Here is a 13,519-nt window from a genome sequence, read left to right on the forward strand (position 1 = left end):
CTTATAAATTGGTTTTAATAAAAGTATACCCCAAAACAGTTTTAATTTTATCGCTCAAAATGAGTTTTTCAATAGAAGGTTTGGAATGATCAAACGTTGGTAATGGTAAATTTAATTCAGTTGCTTTTTGTGAATAATAGTTTTCTCTCGTGGGATGGAAAGGACTGACAGCATTGAAGGTTTGGTTCCAAGAATCAGTAGCTATAATTTTTAAGATTACACCAATACAATCGTCTTGATGAATAAAGTTGATAGGCGTTTTGGGATTTTCTATATTTTGTTTTCCTGCTAAAAAAGTAATTGGGTTTCGGTCTTCGCCAATGAGTCCGCCAAAACGCAGAATTGTGGTTTTAAAGTGTTTGTTATTTTGCAATAGCATTTCGGCTTCAAGCAATTGTTTACCGCTTTCAGTATCGGGTTTTGGCGTTGATGCTTCTGTAATACTAGCATTGGTTTCACCATAAACAGAAGTCGAACTCACAAAAAGTACATTTTGTATTGTCGAATTTTCTATATACGGAATCAAGGTTTTTATTTTGGCTACAAATACCTTTTCATTCACAATTGTTGCGTTACTATTTTTTCCTCTCAATTGTGGTGGAATATCAATGATCAAAGTTTCACTTCCGTGAAGAAAATCATTTATAGTACCAGTAATTCCTTTGCTGTCAAGCGCCACCAAAAATGGATTAATTCCCATTGTGGTTAATTTTGAAAGTTTTTCTTCGGAAGTAGTAGACCCTTTTACCGAAAAATTTTCTTTAAGTAAGGCTTTCGCCAAAGGCAAACCCAGCCAACCACAACCTAATAGGCTTATTTGTTTCATTCTATCATTAAATTATTTGGCAAAGGAACAAAAATAAACTTGGATGCCGGCTGAAATCAATAGAATTGCATGATTTGAAACAAATTAGTAAGGAGAAAATAATCGATATAATCTGCGTTTGACTTCATTTTAGGTAATAAAAAAAGGTTGTCAAAATTAAATCTTGACAACCTTTTTTAAATAATGGGTATATTTTTATTTGTTTGGCAATTCCGAAGCGCTCATGTCTCTAAGGCTATAATATTTTCCGTCTTTTTTAACGAATAACGTCATATAATTTCCTGAATTTACTAAGACTTGTGTAGAATCGACTACCTTATAGTTACCAATTTCAACAACCTGTTCTCCATCTTTTGCAACAAAGACTTCGGCAGTTGTAAATGAAATTTTATTCCCTTTTGAAATTGTGTCTATGTGGCTTTTCAAATACTGAATTATCGCTTCTTTACCTGTTACCGGTTGGTTATTTTGTGGAAAGGTAATTGCATCATCTGCAAAATAACCTATATTCTTCATAACACCTGCATTGTATGTATCTGCAAACTCATTTTCCTTAGCTTGAATTTCTTCTTTGATTTGGTTAACATCAATCGCAGCAGCTACAGGTTCTTCTTTTTTGCAGGAAATTAATAATAACAAAGCACTCGAAACAATTAATCCTTTACTGAACATCTTTTTCATAACAGTGTTTTTTTCTAATTTAAAGATTGAGTTTTAAAGAGATAAATTTAATATAAAAAAATGTAATCGCGTATGTTTTTGTAATAGAAATTAGATTTTTATAAGGATCCGCACCTATTTTAGGGTTTTGCCAAAAAAATAAATCTAATCTCTTTTAATCTCGTGTCCCACAAATTCTTCCAAAACCGTAAACATTTCATCTACTGTAAGAATTTCGGTATCGGGATGTGATTTTAAGAAATCGGCATTTAATTGCACTAGGTTTTCTTCTATTTCGAAAAAGGTATCGTTGTTCAACAAATCTCTAATTGGGTTCACTCCTTCAAGTTTGCCTTTGAAGAATTTTTCTCTTTTAACACTGCTCATTAATTTCACTTTCTTGCATTGCTGTTGAAACAATTCCAAGTGTTTTTTGGCACCAAGCAATTGCAAACCTTCTTCAATAAGTTCATTTAGTTCAGTATTCCAATGAGAATTATAAACAAATTGAGCAAAATTGCCTTCAGTGCATTGCGATGCGTAATAATCTAAATAATAACTCATCAAGGCATCTTCATGGATCAAATCGTCATCAATTTTTTCCTCGCGCATTAAGTTAATTACCGAAATATTAGAGTTAATAATGTCTTGTGGGTTTTCGCTATTTGCAGCGGTTTCTGAGATAATGATTCTGCCGAATTCCATATGAGTTTATGTTTTCTTGTTTGGTTGCAAATTTCGGGTAAAATAACAATACAAACACAACATTTTTACTTTTGATTGTCTTTCATTCATAAAAAAACGGAAATGACTTTTTAAAGTCTTTTCCGTTTCAAATTGCAGATTTAAAATTAGAATTTGGGACTAGATTTATCTAGTGTAAACCGAGATAGCATTCCCATTCTTTAATTTTAACTCAGAAAGTGTAAGATTAACAATGTCATAAGTAGTAGTTACACCATTTATAACAGTCGTTAATTTACTGTCTGGTCTAGAATAAGTTCCTGACACAGTTGTTAGTGCACATTTACTAACAGTTGAATCATAATCTCCTGAAACTAATGAATTGTTCACGTTAAAGGTAAGGAAATCATGGTCGCAACCAGCTACGTTTTGTGGAGGATCAGCCAATGTTTCTACACCATTCACATTGGTGCCCACTTTGACAATATTCCATTTTCCTTCTATTGGAGCTATTGTATCTCCTTCGTTTTCATCGTTAGAATTACAAGACGCTGTAAATAATCCGATACTTAATGCTAATGCTAATACTATGCTTCTAGTTTTCATGGCTCATTTTTTTAAAATTAATAATGGCTAAATTACCTTTAGAGTGCCTGAAAACTATTACATAATTTTTGAAAACAGTTACATTATTTTTTATAAGAGTTTAAAAATGTATCCATAATAGATTAGTTAATCTATTGAAAAACAACTTTGTTTGGATAAATATTTTTAATTATTTGGGTTAATTCTTCTGGTCTTTGTGTTCCGACTACTATTCTTTCTCCGTTTTTTAGTTCAATCGCTAACCCCATGTTTCCTTTGATATTATAGACAGTTCCATACGAAGTGAACAATCGGATTCCGTAACCTACAAACTTGTACTTTATAACTGTGGCTGATTTTACATCGTCCCAATTAAATGTTTTTTTTACCAAAGGAATAAACTTGATGCGTATTTCTTTTTGATCAATTTCTGTTTCTAGTTTCATGTACCAAAACAAAAATAGGATTCCAAACGGAAGTATTGTAAAGATGATTTGCCCCAAGTTTGACATTATTTCATCGCCAAAATTTTTCCCTTCGATAAACTTTTTAAAAAATCCATACGCTTGGAAAAGTGCAATTCCAATTAAAATCAACCATAACCACCATTGAGTAAACTTTTGTTTTTCTTTAAATTCTGATTCCATTGTTTTGTTTATAGGTTAGTGTTTCAAATAAAGATAGTTATAACTTATTTCTAATTATCAGTTCATTAAGTTCTTACTGTGTTTTATTCAATATTAAACAATCTAAATATATAGGAAAGTTCATAAACAATAAATAATGATACTAATAGAGTATGAAAGACTTTGTTATGCACTTTTATGGCTAATAGACATAAAATAATGTGAGTGAAGATCCGCAGATAATATTCGGTTTCATTGTATAAAAAGTAATCTCCACCTTTAATGGCTGTGTCAATTAAATCAGCTCCAAAACTGATTGCTAAAATAGAAAAAAACCATTTTTTCCGAGAATAGAAATACTCTTCGTAGCCGCTGTAATCATTCAAATCATCTGGATAAAGAATTGCAGACATCAAGTAAAAGATGAGAATATAACAAATGATAAAAAAATAATCACCAAAATACCATTCCTTGATTAGTTTCAGATTAAACTCCCACCACCAAAAATGGATAATCAGCAAAAAAACATAAAACACCCAGAGCGAGTGTAGAATGTAGATTTTTTTTCTGCCAGGATGCTGTATAAAATTCACAGATCCTTTAATAAGATGAGTTAGACTTAAACCGAGAATAATCCCAATAATTGATTTGATATGCGTAAACTGTTCCATAAAAAGGCGTTACTATTTATAGCAATTTAAAGTTAACTTAATTAACTACATAACAAACACTTGACTTATTATTTTTTTAATTTTTCAATAAACCAAAAGAAGCCGTATTTATAAAAAATAGGGCTTCTTTTGGTTTTAATAGAAAACAGAATTTTAGCTTGTTTTCATTGGAGGTAAATCAAATGCGATTGAATCGTGTTCGAAGTTATTACGGTGCGAACCATCGCAAAAAGGTTTGTTTGAGGATAATCCACAACGGCAAAGTCCTAAAGCGGCTCTTCCTTGTAGATTGTATAATTTTCCGTCGGGATCCATTATTTCGAAATCACCTTCTATTTTTATAGATCCGTTTTTGTTAACGATTAGTTTTGTCTTGCTCATAAAATTGTTTGATTTTTTGAGCAAAGGTTGCAAAATATATTTTTAAGGTTGAGTGTTGATTTACGCTTTTTTGTGTTGTGGCACTAGTTTAAATCAATTCTATTTAGATAATTTTTTTTCAGTTTCAAACGCAATAATGATTATTTAGTATCCGATTTGTTATCGTTCTTTTTCTGATTGATTTTTGCAACTAAAGCTTTCAAAAGCAATGCTTTTTCTTTTTTCTCTTCCTGAAGTTTAGCTTTTTTTCGATTAAGCAATTTGGTGTGTAAAGCCTTATTTTTCGTGTTTTTTTCAGGTCCTTTTGCCATGATTTCTAATCTTTAAATAATTGTATCGCAAAGATAACAAATTGCTAATTGTGATTTCTCCGTCGCTCTCAAAAGTATAGTGGACTGGTAAAGAAACAACACACATTGAATAAAACGAAATGTCCTAGCCCCGATAGCAGTGAAAATCCTTTTTGTTTTTTCTTTAAAAACAAAAAGATTGCAACGAATAGCGGGATTAGCTCCTAATAAAAACCTTTAAACTCTCAATTCTATTGCTTATTTTTGCACCCAATAAAATTGAAACATGATACAGAATCCAGAAAGATATACGATTACGGCGGCTTTGCCTTATACTAACGGACCGATACACATTGGGCATTTGGCGGGGGTTTACGTACCAGCTGATATATATTCGCGTTACTTGCGTTTGCAAAATCGCGATGTATTGTTCATTTGCGGAAGCGATGAACACGGTGTGGCTATTTCGATGAAAGCAAAGAAAGAAGGCATTACACCGCAGGAAGTAATCGATAAATATGACGGAATTATTAGAAAATCATTCTCGGATTTTGGAATCGCATTTGATAATTACTCTAGAACTTCGGCTAAGATTCATCACGATACGGCTCAAGAATTCTTTAAAAAATTATACGACAACGGAGACTTTATCGAAGAAGTTACCGAACAATTGTATGATGCAAAAGCAGATCAATTTTTGGCAGACCGTTTTGTTACGGGTACTTGTCCAAAATGTGGTAACGAAGAAGCATATGGAGATCAATGTGAGAAATGTGGTTCAACATTAAATGCAACTGATTTAATCAACCCAAAATCAACTATTACGGGAGAAACTCCAATTCTTAAAGAAACGAAACACTGGTTTTTACCTTTGGATCGTTATTCAGATTTTTTAACTGAATGGATTTTGGTTGGACATAAAAATGACTGGAAACCGAATGTTTATGGACAAGTAAAATCGTGGATTGATGGGGGATTAGAACCTCGTGCGGTAACCCGTGACTTGGATTGGGGAATCGATGTTCCCGTTGAAGGTGCTGAAGGAAAAAAATTATACGTGTGGTTTGATGCACCGATTGGATATATTTCGTCCACCAAAGAATGGGCTCAAAGAGAAGGAAAAGACTGGACGCCTTACTGGAAAGACAAAGGAACTAAGTTGATTCACTTTATTGGAAAAGATAATATTGTTTTTCACTGCGTGATTTTTCCAGCGATGCTAAAAGCTGAAGGGAGCTATATTTTACCAGACAATGTGCCTGCAAATGAGTTCTTGAATTTGGAAGGAAATAAATTATCGACTTCTAAAAACTGGGCGGTTTGGTTACACGAATACTTGGAAGAATTTCCAAATCAGCAGGATGTTTTACGTTATGCTTTGACATCTAACGCTCCAGAAACTAAGGATAATGATTTTACCTGGAAAGATTTTCAGGCGAGAAATAACAACGAATTGGTTGCAATTTTTGGAAATTTCATTAATCGCGTGGTAGTTTTAACCAATAAATATTACAACGGAATTGTGCCTCAACCAAATGAATTTTCAGAAGTTGATGAAGCTACTTTGACCGAATTGAAAGCGTATCCAGCTGTAATTTCAAGTTCATTGGAAAGATACCGTTTCCGTGAAGCGCTTGGCGAAATGATGAATGTGGCCAGACTTGGAAACAAATATCTAGCCGATGAAGAGCCTTGGAAAATGATTAAGACAGATGAAGAGCGTACAAAAACTCAAATGTATGTTGCTTTGCAAATTGCTGGTGCTTTGAGCGTTTTATGTGAACCGTTTTTACCGTTTACTGCTGCAAAATTGATAAAGACCTTGCAGTGCAACGTCTCTACATGGAACGATGTGGCAACAAAATCAGATTTGATTCCTGCGGGACACCAAATTGGTGAAGCCGAATTGCTTTTTTCTAAAATTGAAGATGAAGAAATTCAAAAACAGATAGACAAACTAGAAGCGACTAAAACAGCTAATATTGCCGAAAACAAAAAAGCAGAACCTCAAAAAGATTTGATTCAGTTTGAAGATTTTGCTAAAATGGATATTCGCGTGGGAACAATCCTTGAAGCGGAAAAAATGCCAAAAGCCAACAAGCTTTTAGTTTTAAAAGTTGATACTGGAATCGATGTCCGCACAATTGTTTCGGGTATTGCTGAGAGTTTCAAACCAGAAGATATCATTGGAAAACGTGTTTCTGTTTTAGTGAATTTGGCACCAAGAGCATTGCGCGGTGTAGAAAGTCAAGGAATGATTTTAATGACAACCAATGCCGAAGGGAAATTAGTTTTTATAAATCCTGATGCTGATGGTGTTGGAAATGGAGTGACGATAAATTAAAATTTTTTTATCATATATGCGTAGAGACGTTGCAGTGCAACGTCTCTTTTGTTTAGATTAATAAACCAGATTAAGACACCTAACGTCTCTATATTATTAAATGTGAGTATTTTGTTTTTGTAAAACATATAGAAAAATATTACATTCGTTATTATCAACAGCTGAGACGTTGCAGTGCAACGTCCCTACGAAAATGGAAACGAAAATAATATGAACGTAAAATTCCAAAACAAATACCGCATTTCTTCTACACGATTGAAAAATTGGGATTATGGTCAAAATGGGGCTTATTTTATAACGATATGCACTAAAAACAAGAAACATTTTTTTGGCGAAATTGTATCTGCTAATGGTGAAAATGAGATGCAATTAAATGAGATTGGAAAGATTGCGGATACATTTTGGGCAGAAATTCCAAAACATTTTCCATTTATTGAATTAGGGAATTACGTGGTTATGCCAAATCATGTTCATGGAATATTGATTATTAATAAAACCAATGTTGTTGATGACAATGTAGAGACGTTGCATTGCAACGTCTCCGTGGATGTGAAGACGTTGCAATGCAACGTCTCTACACACAACAATTCTACACATGATGATTATATACAGGACGAAAAGACGTTGCAGTGCAACGTCTCTACGGTGGGTAACGGAATAAAAAACGAACACATGACAAAAATTTCGCCAAAATCTGGGACAATTTCAACTATTTTGCGTTCTTATAAATCGGTCGTAACCAAACACGCACATTACATTCATGCTGATTTTGAATGGCAAGAACGTTTTCACGATCATATCATCCGTAGTTCTGAATCGTTTGAAAGAATTCAAAATTACATACAAAACAATGTAACAAATTGGAAAGAAGATAAATTTTACAATTAAAAAGCATCATCAAAATACACATAGAGACGCTGTACTCTAATGTCATCATAATTTCAAAACTGCCATCTAATAAAATGAAAATCACAAAACCAAGATTAGCCTTAATCTGCGGAATACTTTGCATTTCAATTTTCCCGATATTGATAAAATTGCGTTTGGCTTCGGGCTTAATTTCAGCTTTTTACAGAATGTTTTTTGCGGTTATTTTGCTTTTGCCTTATGTGCTTTTGACCAAAAAATTTAAACTTCCAACTTTAAAATTGACACTTTTAGCTGGTTTATGCGGCATTTTATTTGCTTCTGATGTGGCAGTTTGGAATATCGCCATTCAGGATTCAAGCGCTACACAAGCATCATTATTGACTAATTTATCTCCACTTTGGGTCGGAATTGGTTCTTTTTTGTTTTTAAAATCAAAACCTGCAGCGAACTTTTGGATCGGAACGGTTGTTTCATTATTAGGAATGGTAACGTTGGTTGGTTTTAGTTTTTTTATGGAATTGAATTTTGATCAGGCTTTTCTGTTTGCGGTTCTGTCCGGAATTCTATATTCGATTTATCTTTTGGTAAGCAAAAATGTGCTTTCAGAAGTTGACATTTTATCATTCATGGTCATAAGTTTGTTGGCATCAAGCACTTATTTAGGAATCCTTTGTTATTATTTGAATGAATCTTTTACAGGATTTTCTACTACTGGATGGTTTGTATTTGTACTACAGGCTGTAATTTGCCAATTGTGTGCATGGCTTTCGATTAGTTATGCTACACAACACATGCGTACAACGAGAGTTTCACTCAGTTTATTAAGTCAGGCAGTAATTACTTCAATATTAGCATGGTTATTTTTGGAAGAAAAAATAACTTTACAAATGATTATCGGTGGAATTATTTTACTTTTCGGAATCAGGATTACCTTTTACAATAAAACAATTTCATTGAAGACATTCTTGAAAAGTAGTAATTCGTAGCTGAAAAAAACAAACATTAGAAAAAAATATTTTTACAATATGTTAGACAAAAGCAAAATTCAAAATTTAAAGGTTATTGGCTTCGATGCCGACGATACTCTATTTATCAACGAAACCTATTTTGAAGAAACGGAGAAAAAATTCTGTGGTTTGATGGAAGATTATCTTTCACATCAAGGAATTTCGAAGGAGCTATTCAAAATTGAAATCGACAATCTCAAATTGTATGGCTACGGAATCAAAGGATATATTCTTTCGATGATAGAAGCAGCAATGACGATTTCGAACAATACGATTCCCGTTGAGGTTGTTGAAAAAATCATTCAATACGGAAAAGAATTACTCGAAAAACCCATCGTTTTATTAGATGGTGTTGAAGAAACTTTGGAAGCTTTGCATGGCAAATACAAATTGGTAGTAGCTACCAAAGGAGATTTACTGGATCAGCGTCGAAAATTACACAATTCGGGTTTAGGGGATTATTTTCACCATATCGAAGTAATGTCAGACAAACAGGAAGTGGATTATTTGGATTTGATTAAACGTCTAGAGATTAAACCCGAAGAGTTTTTTATGATTGGTAATTCCTTAAAATCAGATGTTTTACCTGTTTTAGCCATTGGAGGACATGCTGTTCATATTCCTTTTCACACGACTTGGGCGCATGAAAAAATTGATCATAAAGTAGAACACAAAAACTTTAAAGCATTCGAAAAAATAATCGAAGTTTTACCGTTATTAGAATTGTAATGTGCTTTTTAAAACATTTTGAACCTAGTTAGAATACTTTTTATTTAGTATTTTAGCTAGGTTTTAGACTTAAAACATTCCCCTTAAACACTAAAAAATGAAAACGCTTTTAGAATTGGACAATTGGAATCGAAAGGAACATTTCCTTTTCTTCAAGCAAATGCAGGAACCTTTTTTTGGAGTAACCATAAACATCGATTGCACCAAAGCGTATACAACATCCAAAATATTAAAAACGTCTTTCTTTATTTATTATTTGCATAAAACGTTGGTAGCCGTAAATGCTTTTGAAAATTTTCGATATCGTATTGAAAACACTCATATTTATACCTACAACAGAATTGACGGATCGGCAACCATAAGTCGTGCCGATGGTACTTTTGGATTTTCTTTGATACAATATCATTCTGATTATTCAATTTTTGAACAAAGCGCGATGATAGAAATTGAACGCATTCAAAATACAACAGGCTTATTTACACGGGAATTTAATGAGGATAATCTCATTCACTTTTCGGCAATTCCCTGGCTCAATTTTACGTCGCTTTCTCATGCTCGAAATATGACTTTTCCAGATAGTTGTCCTAAAATTTCATTTGGCAAAATGACGGTGACCGAAGAGGGTAAACGAACCATGCCTATGTCTATTCATGTGCATCATGGATTGATGGACGCCATGCACGTAGGACAAATGGTAGACTATTTTCAAGAGATAATGAATCAATGATTTTTAAAATATAAAACGGAACAATTTTTGCTGATTCTTACAGAAACAATCTTATACTCAATAAGGACATGAAAAAAATCATTCTTTTTTTTATACTAATCCAAAGCTCTTTGATTTTTAGTCAAACTGTTTTGGCGACTTACCCATTGGAACTCAAGAAAGCCAAAGAATTCAAACAAATTATCAATGCCGAAAATATATCGACTCACGATTTATTTGTGTTTGCGTCTGATAAAGAAAACCTCACGATTCTAAAATACAATTCTGCTTTGTTTTTGTCCAATCAATATTCATTGCCAAGACCTGATATAAGCTACAAACAAATCGTAGGATATAGTTTTAACACTGAAGGAAACCCAACGCTGTATTGGTCAAACCAAGAATTGAATAAAATACTGGCAGTACAATATGATTTGAATACCAAATCTACAAGTAGTATTCTCAATTATGATTTGCAATTTTTTAACCAAACTGTTATTACTCGATTTCAAGAAAACAACGCTTTTTATATACTTGCAAAAAAGGAATTTGAAGAAAAGTTAATATTATATGTTTTTAAAAATGGGACAAAAGAAGAAAAAACATTGGATTTCACTTCTTTTAGATTTAAAAACAGTAGAAATAAAGCTATAAAATTTAGTCAAATTCTGGATGCTCTTCCCGTTGAAAAAATAGAAACAAGTCAATTCAATCCATTATTCAAAGGTGCGCAAAAAACAAAATTATACGTCCTCAAGAACCGATTTCTGCTCACATTCGATCATAATGACAATGAAACACAAGGATTTGATATTGATCTTGCCACTTTTGAAATTCAGGAGAAAAATTTTTCGAAGGCGTCAACTAAAAATTATGTAAGTCTATCCAATTCCTATTACCATGAAGGTAAAATATATCAGCTTAAAGTTAATGCTGATGAATTGTTGTTTGAAATAAAGGATTATAAAACAGCAGAGACTATCAAAAGTAGTCTAGTTTCGAAAACGGATACGATTCCGTTTAAAAGTTCGCCTTTGATGCTACAATTGGATGGACAAAAGCCAAAAGAATTTAAAAACACCGCCAAGTTTTTGAATCAATTAGTGAATTTGGACGTAGGATTGACAGTTTACAAAACTTCTAACTCTATTTTGATTACTTTGGGCGGAACAGGTATTATTCAATTTACAGATGTTGTAAATTCATTGACTAGTAGTAATCAATTCAATGGTGATTTAATGTACCGTGAAGTACCAACTACAGTCTATTTCGAAAGTGTATTTGATAAAAAATTAGATCATCTCAAGAAAAGTCAAGATCCCCTTGCTGTTGATTTTATTTCAGGCTTTGAACAAGAACATCTTGAAGTAACCTTGCCAAGTATTATTCGTTACAAAAACTACTATATTTTGGGTTATTATGATAGTTACACCAAACAATATACCATGCGTAAGTTTATTGATGGATTTGAGCGTACTTTTTAGTGTCAAATCCATCAATCTCATTAAATCATAATTGTAGAATAGTTAATTCTCGCAAAAAGATCCTATTTGTTGCAAATGTCTTTCCGTTTGGTATTTGTTGAAGTTATCCCATTTTGGAGCAAAATTTGATTTTTTCCCGCACATGGAATCCAAACAAACATTATTGTCTTTGTATTTATCGTGCAAAACAGCCAGAATTTTGAAGAAAAAGGCATCAAGCATTATGATGGTATTAAATTCAGCTTTTAGTGCGTTATAATTGCTGTCTGATGGGTTTAATAATTGTAATAAATCTAAGACTTCGTTCTTTTCTTCCTCATTAATTTCGGTTAGATAACCAAATTTTAATGTTTTAAAAACTAAATTATTCCAAGCCACACTGTCGTGTCCCCACTTGACATTAGGCAGGTTCAATGAATGCTCGCATATTAAGATAATAGAAAAAAGAACATCGTTTAAATAAGTTGCAGGAAATTCATCAAAGCTTCTGAATTCAAAACCACTTTGGTACATTTTTTCCTGATTGAAATCGAGACCAACTTCTGGAAGTAATTCATATTCCATATCTGCTTCAATTTGGTCGCGCCACCAGATGTTTTCTTCTTTTTCAAATTTTAGCAGTTTTCTAAAATCATCTACTTTGTAGGTTAGAATTTTTCCTTTTGGCATCGCTTTATTAAAAGTGCCAACTCCAATATAGCGTGACATAGCGTTTCGCATAGAACCCAATGTGAATTTCTTATCCAGACTATATTTATCGCTTATCACACCCATAATATCAGGACTTCCTAGCGTAGCTATAAAAAACGGCTCAAACCATTGCAATAAATAAATAGCATTGGAATGTGTTTTTTCAAAATCCTTATAATCAACAATCCTACTATCTTCTGTTAATGAAGGCAACGTAATATGAAAATGATAGGTTCCATTGTTAAACAAAACAAGATTTTCCTGATTCGTCATAAACATATTAAGGCCATTGTTGTAATCCGGAAAGTTTAGCTTTCCATTTAATACAGCCGATTCGTTGATAGTATCTAGAAATAACTTTTTGGTCGCTTTTAGTTCTTTACAAGAATCTTCAATCGTTCTGTTTTCAAAATATTTGGTTACAAATTCAATAGAATCACCATCAAAATGTACAGATCCCATCGTTTTATTTCTTTGGGTAATCATACTTTGAATGTTGTATGGCTGTTCTTCAAGGAAAAGTTCCATAATGGATTTTCCTAGATATTCAGGGTTTTCGAGCGGCTGCGGAGTTGTTCCATCAATCTCAATATCATTCGTTACTGACTTTATAGCCGACAGCATTTTGTGTTGGTAGTTTATATCGAGTTTTTCCAGCGAATGGCTATTAATCATTCGGCTCACGGTATAATTTTGATTTAAGCCAAAAGCCTTTTTTAATAAAGGGGCAAGACTTTCGGGTTTATAACATTTTCTATAATCAATACTGTATTTTTCAAAACCAATTTTTTCTTGTATAAATTCACCAGTAACTATAAGGGATTCTTCAAATTGCATGTAGGTTTCGTTTTCTAATCCAATTCCCCAATAATATTTTTTGTTCTGATTGTCTTTCATTTATACTAATTTTCTTTTTTTATGGTTAATGACTTTTAATTTAGAAATGCGGATGCCATTTATTTGAAA

The 13,519-nt window shown here is 32.8% G+C and carries 15 protein-coding genes; 6 read left to right on the forward strand and 9 right to left on the reverse strand.

From position 1 onward, the window contains the following. Position 1 precedes the first annotated feature (1 nt). The 8 genes from ACUN3A_RS09370 to ACUN3A_RS09405 form a co-directional block, all read right to left on the reverse strand. Positions 2–826 (reverse strand): SDR family NAD(P)-dependent oxidoreductase, encoded by an 825-nt coding sequence (locus ACUN3A_RS09370; RefSeq protein ID WP_445551025.1) that lies wholly within the window; start codon positions 824–826, stop codon positions 2–4. 195 nt (positions 827–1,021) lie between these two features. Continuing rightward, a complete protein-coding gene (locus ACUN3A_RS09375) occupies positions 1,022–1,507 on the reverse strand; it encodes a YybH family protein (protein ID WP_445551026.1) in 486 nt (161 codons plus the stop codon). Positions 1,508–1,651: 144 nt separating this feature from the next. After that, entirely contained in the window at positions 1,652–2,191 is a 540-nt protein-coding gene (locus ACUN3A_RS09380) for a DMP19 family protein (RefSeq protein WP_445551027.1), read from the reverse strand. 165 nt (positions 2,192–2,356) lie between these two features. Continuing rightward, positions 2,357–2,776: a lipocalin family protein gene (locus ACUN3A_RS09385; RefSeq protein WP_445551028.1), complete on the reverse strand. Its 420-nt coding sequence runs from the start codon at positions 2,774–2,776 to the stop codon at positions 2,357–2,359. Between the two features lie 131 nt (positions 2,777–2,907). Then, on the reverse strand, positions 2,908–3,402 hold the full coding sequence (locus ACUN3A_RS09390) for a hypothetical protein (RefSeq protein ID WP_445551029.1): 495 nt from the start codon (positions 3,400–3,402) through the stop codon (positions 2,908–2,910). Between the two features lie 83 nt (positions 3,403–3,485). Beyond that, positions 3,486–3,794: a hypothetical protein gene (locus ACUN3A_RS09395; RefSeq protein ID WP_445551030.1), complete on the reverse strand. Its 309-nt coding sequence runs from the start codon at positions 3,792–3,794 to the stop codon at positions 3,486–3,488. A gap of 411 nt (positions 3,795–4,205) precedes the next feature. Further along, on the reverse strand, positions 4,206–4,433 hold the full coding sequence (locus ACUN3A_RS09400; RefSeq protein WP_445551031.1) for a CDGSH iron-sulfur domain-containing protein: 228 nt from the start codon (positions 4,431–4,433) through the stop codon (positions 4,206–4,208). Between the two features lie 140 nt (positions 4,434–4,573). Next, a complete protein-coding gene (locus ACUN3A_RS09405; protein WP_445551032.1) occupies positions 4,574–4,744 on the reverse strand; it encodes a hypothetical protein in 171 nt (56 codons plus the stop codon). Between the two features lie 265 nt (positions 4,745–5,009). Between ACUN3A_RS09405 and metG the strand changes: the two genes are divergently transcribed. The 6 genes from metG (at position 5,010) to ACUN3A_RS09435 (ending at position 11,863) form a co-directional block, all read left to right on the forward strand. Next, entirely contained in the window at positions 5,010–7,067 is a 2,058-nt protein-coding gene (gene metG, locus ACUN3A_RS09410; RefSeq protein WP_445551033.1) for a methionine--tRNA ligase, read from the forward strand. Between the two features lie 210 nt (positions 7,068–7,277). Then, positions 7,278–7,955 (forward strand): transposase, encoded by a 678-nt coding sequence (locus ACUN3A_RS09415; RefSeq protein ID WP_445551034.1) that lies wholly within the window; start codon positions 7,278–7,280, stop codon positions 7,953–7,955. Positions 7,956–8,029: 74 nt separating this feature from the next. Next, a complete protein-coding gene (locus ACUN3A_RS09420) occupies positions 8,030–8,923 on the forward strand; it encodes a DMT family transporter (protein ID WP_445551035.1) in 894 nt (297 codons plus the stop codon). 39 nt (positions 8,924–8,962) lie between these two features. Further along, positions 8,963–9,673 carry an HAD family hydrolase gene (locus tag ACUN3A_RS09425; protein WP_445551036.1) on the forward strand — a complete coding sequence of 237 codons (711 nt, stop codon included), beginning with the start codon at positions 8,963–8,965 and terminating at the stop codon, positions 9,671–9,673. A gap of 97 nt (positions 9,674–9,770) precedes the next feature. Continuing rightward, positions 9,771–10,400: a CatA-like O-acetyltransferase gene (locus ACUN3A_RS09430; protein WP_445551037.1), complete on the forward strand. Its 630-nt coding sequence runs from the start codon at positions 9,771–9,773 to the stop codon at positions 10,398–10,400. A 68-nt stretch (positions 10,401–10,468) separates the two neighbouring features. Further along, positions 10,469–11,863: a hypothetical protein gene (locus ACUN3A_RS09435; protein ID WP_445551038.1), complete on the forward strand. Its 1,395-nt coding sequence runs from the start codon at positions 10,469–10,471 to the stop codon at positions 11,861–11,863. Positions 11,864–11,905: 42 nt separating this feature from the next. On the opposite strand, the gene ACUN3A_RS09440 is transcribed toward ACUN3A_RS09435, so the two are convergent. Continuing rightward, a complete protein-coding gene (locus ACUN3A_RS09440) occupies positions 11,906–13,450 on the reverse strand; it encodes a hypothetical protein (protein WP_445551039.1) in 1,545 nt (514 codons plus the stop codon). Positions 13,451–13,519 lie beyond the last annotated feature (69 nt).

This window comes from Flavobacterium sp. WC2509, assembly GCF_052683105.1.

Coding starts and splice junctions, on each gene's coding strand:
- ACUN3A_RS09385 (WP_445551028.1), bottom strand. CDS start 2,776: ATGAAAACTAGAAGCATAGTATTAGCATTAGCATTAAGTATCGGATTA.
- ACUN3A_RS09420 (WP_445551035.1), top strand. CDS start 8,030: ATGAAAATCACAAAACCAAGATTAGCCTTAATCTGCGGAATACTTTGC.
- metG (WP_445551033.1), top strand. CDS start 5,010: ATGATACAGAATCCAGAAAGATATACGATTACGGCGGCTTTGCCTTAT.
- ACUN3A_RS09400 (WP_445551031.1), bottom strand. CDS start 4,433: ATGAGCAAGACAAAACTAATCGTTAACAAAAACGGATCTATAAAAATA.
- ACUN3A_RS09380 (WP_445551027.1), bottom strand. CDS start 2,191: ATGGAATTCGGCAGAATCATTATCTCAGAAACCGCTGCAAATAGCGAA.
- ACUN3A_RS09405 (WP_445551032.1), bottom strand. CDS start 4,744: ATGGCAAAAGGACCTGAAAAAAACACGAAAAATAAGGCTTTACACACC.
- ACUN3A_RS09395 (WP_445551030.1), bottom strand. CDS start 3,794: ATGTCTGCAATTCTTTATCCAGATGATTTGAATGATTACAGCGGCTAC.
- ACUN3A_RS09390 (WP_445551029.1), bottom strand. CDS start 3,402: ATGGAATCAGAATTTAAAGAAAAACAAAAGTTTACTCAATGGTGGTTA.
- ACUN3A_RS09375 (WP_445551026.1), bottom strand. CDS start 1,507: ATGAAAAAGATGTTCAGTAAAGGATTAATTGTTTCGAGTGCTTTGTTA.
- ACUN3A_RS09425 (WP_445551036.1), top strand. CDS start 8,963: ATGTTAGACAAAAGCAAAATTCAAAATTTAAAGGTTATTGGCTTCGAT.
- ACUN3A_RS09415 (WP_445551034.1), top strand. CDS start 7,278: ATGAACGTAAAATTCCAAAACAAATACCGCATTTCTTCTACACGATTG.
- ACUN3A_RS09430 (WP_445551037.1), top strand. CDS start 9,771: ATGAAAACGCTTTTAGAATTGGACAATTGGAATCGAAAGGAACATTTC.
- ACUN3A_RS09435 (WP_445551038.1), top strand. CDS start 10,469: ATGAAAAAAATCATTCTTTTTTTTATACTAATCCAAAGCTCTTTGATT.
- ACUN3A_RS09440 (WP_445551039.1), bottom strand. CDS start 13,450: ATGAAAGACAATCAGAACAAAAAATATTATTGGGGAATTGGATTAGAA.
- ACUN3A_RS09370 (WP_445551025.1), bottom strand. CDS start 826: ATGAAACAAATAAGCCTATTAGGTTGTGGTTGGCTGGGTTTGCCTTTG.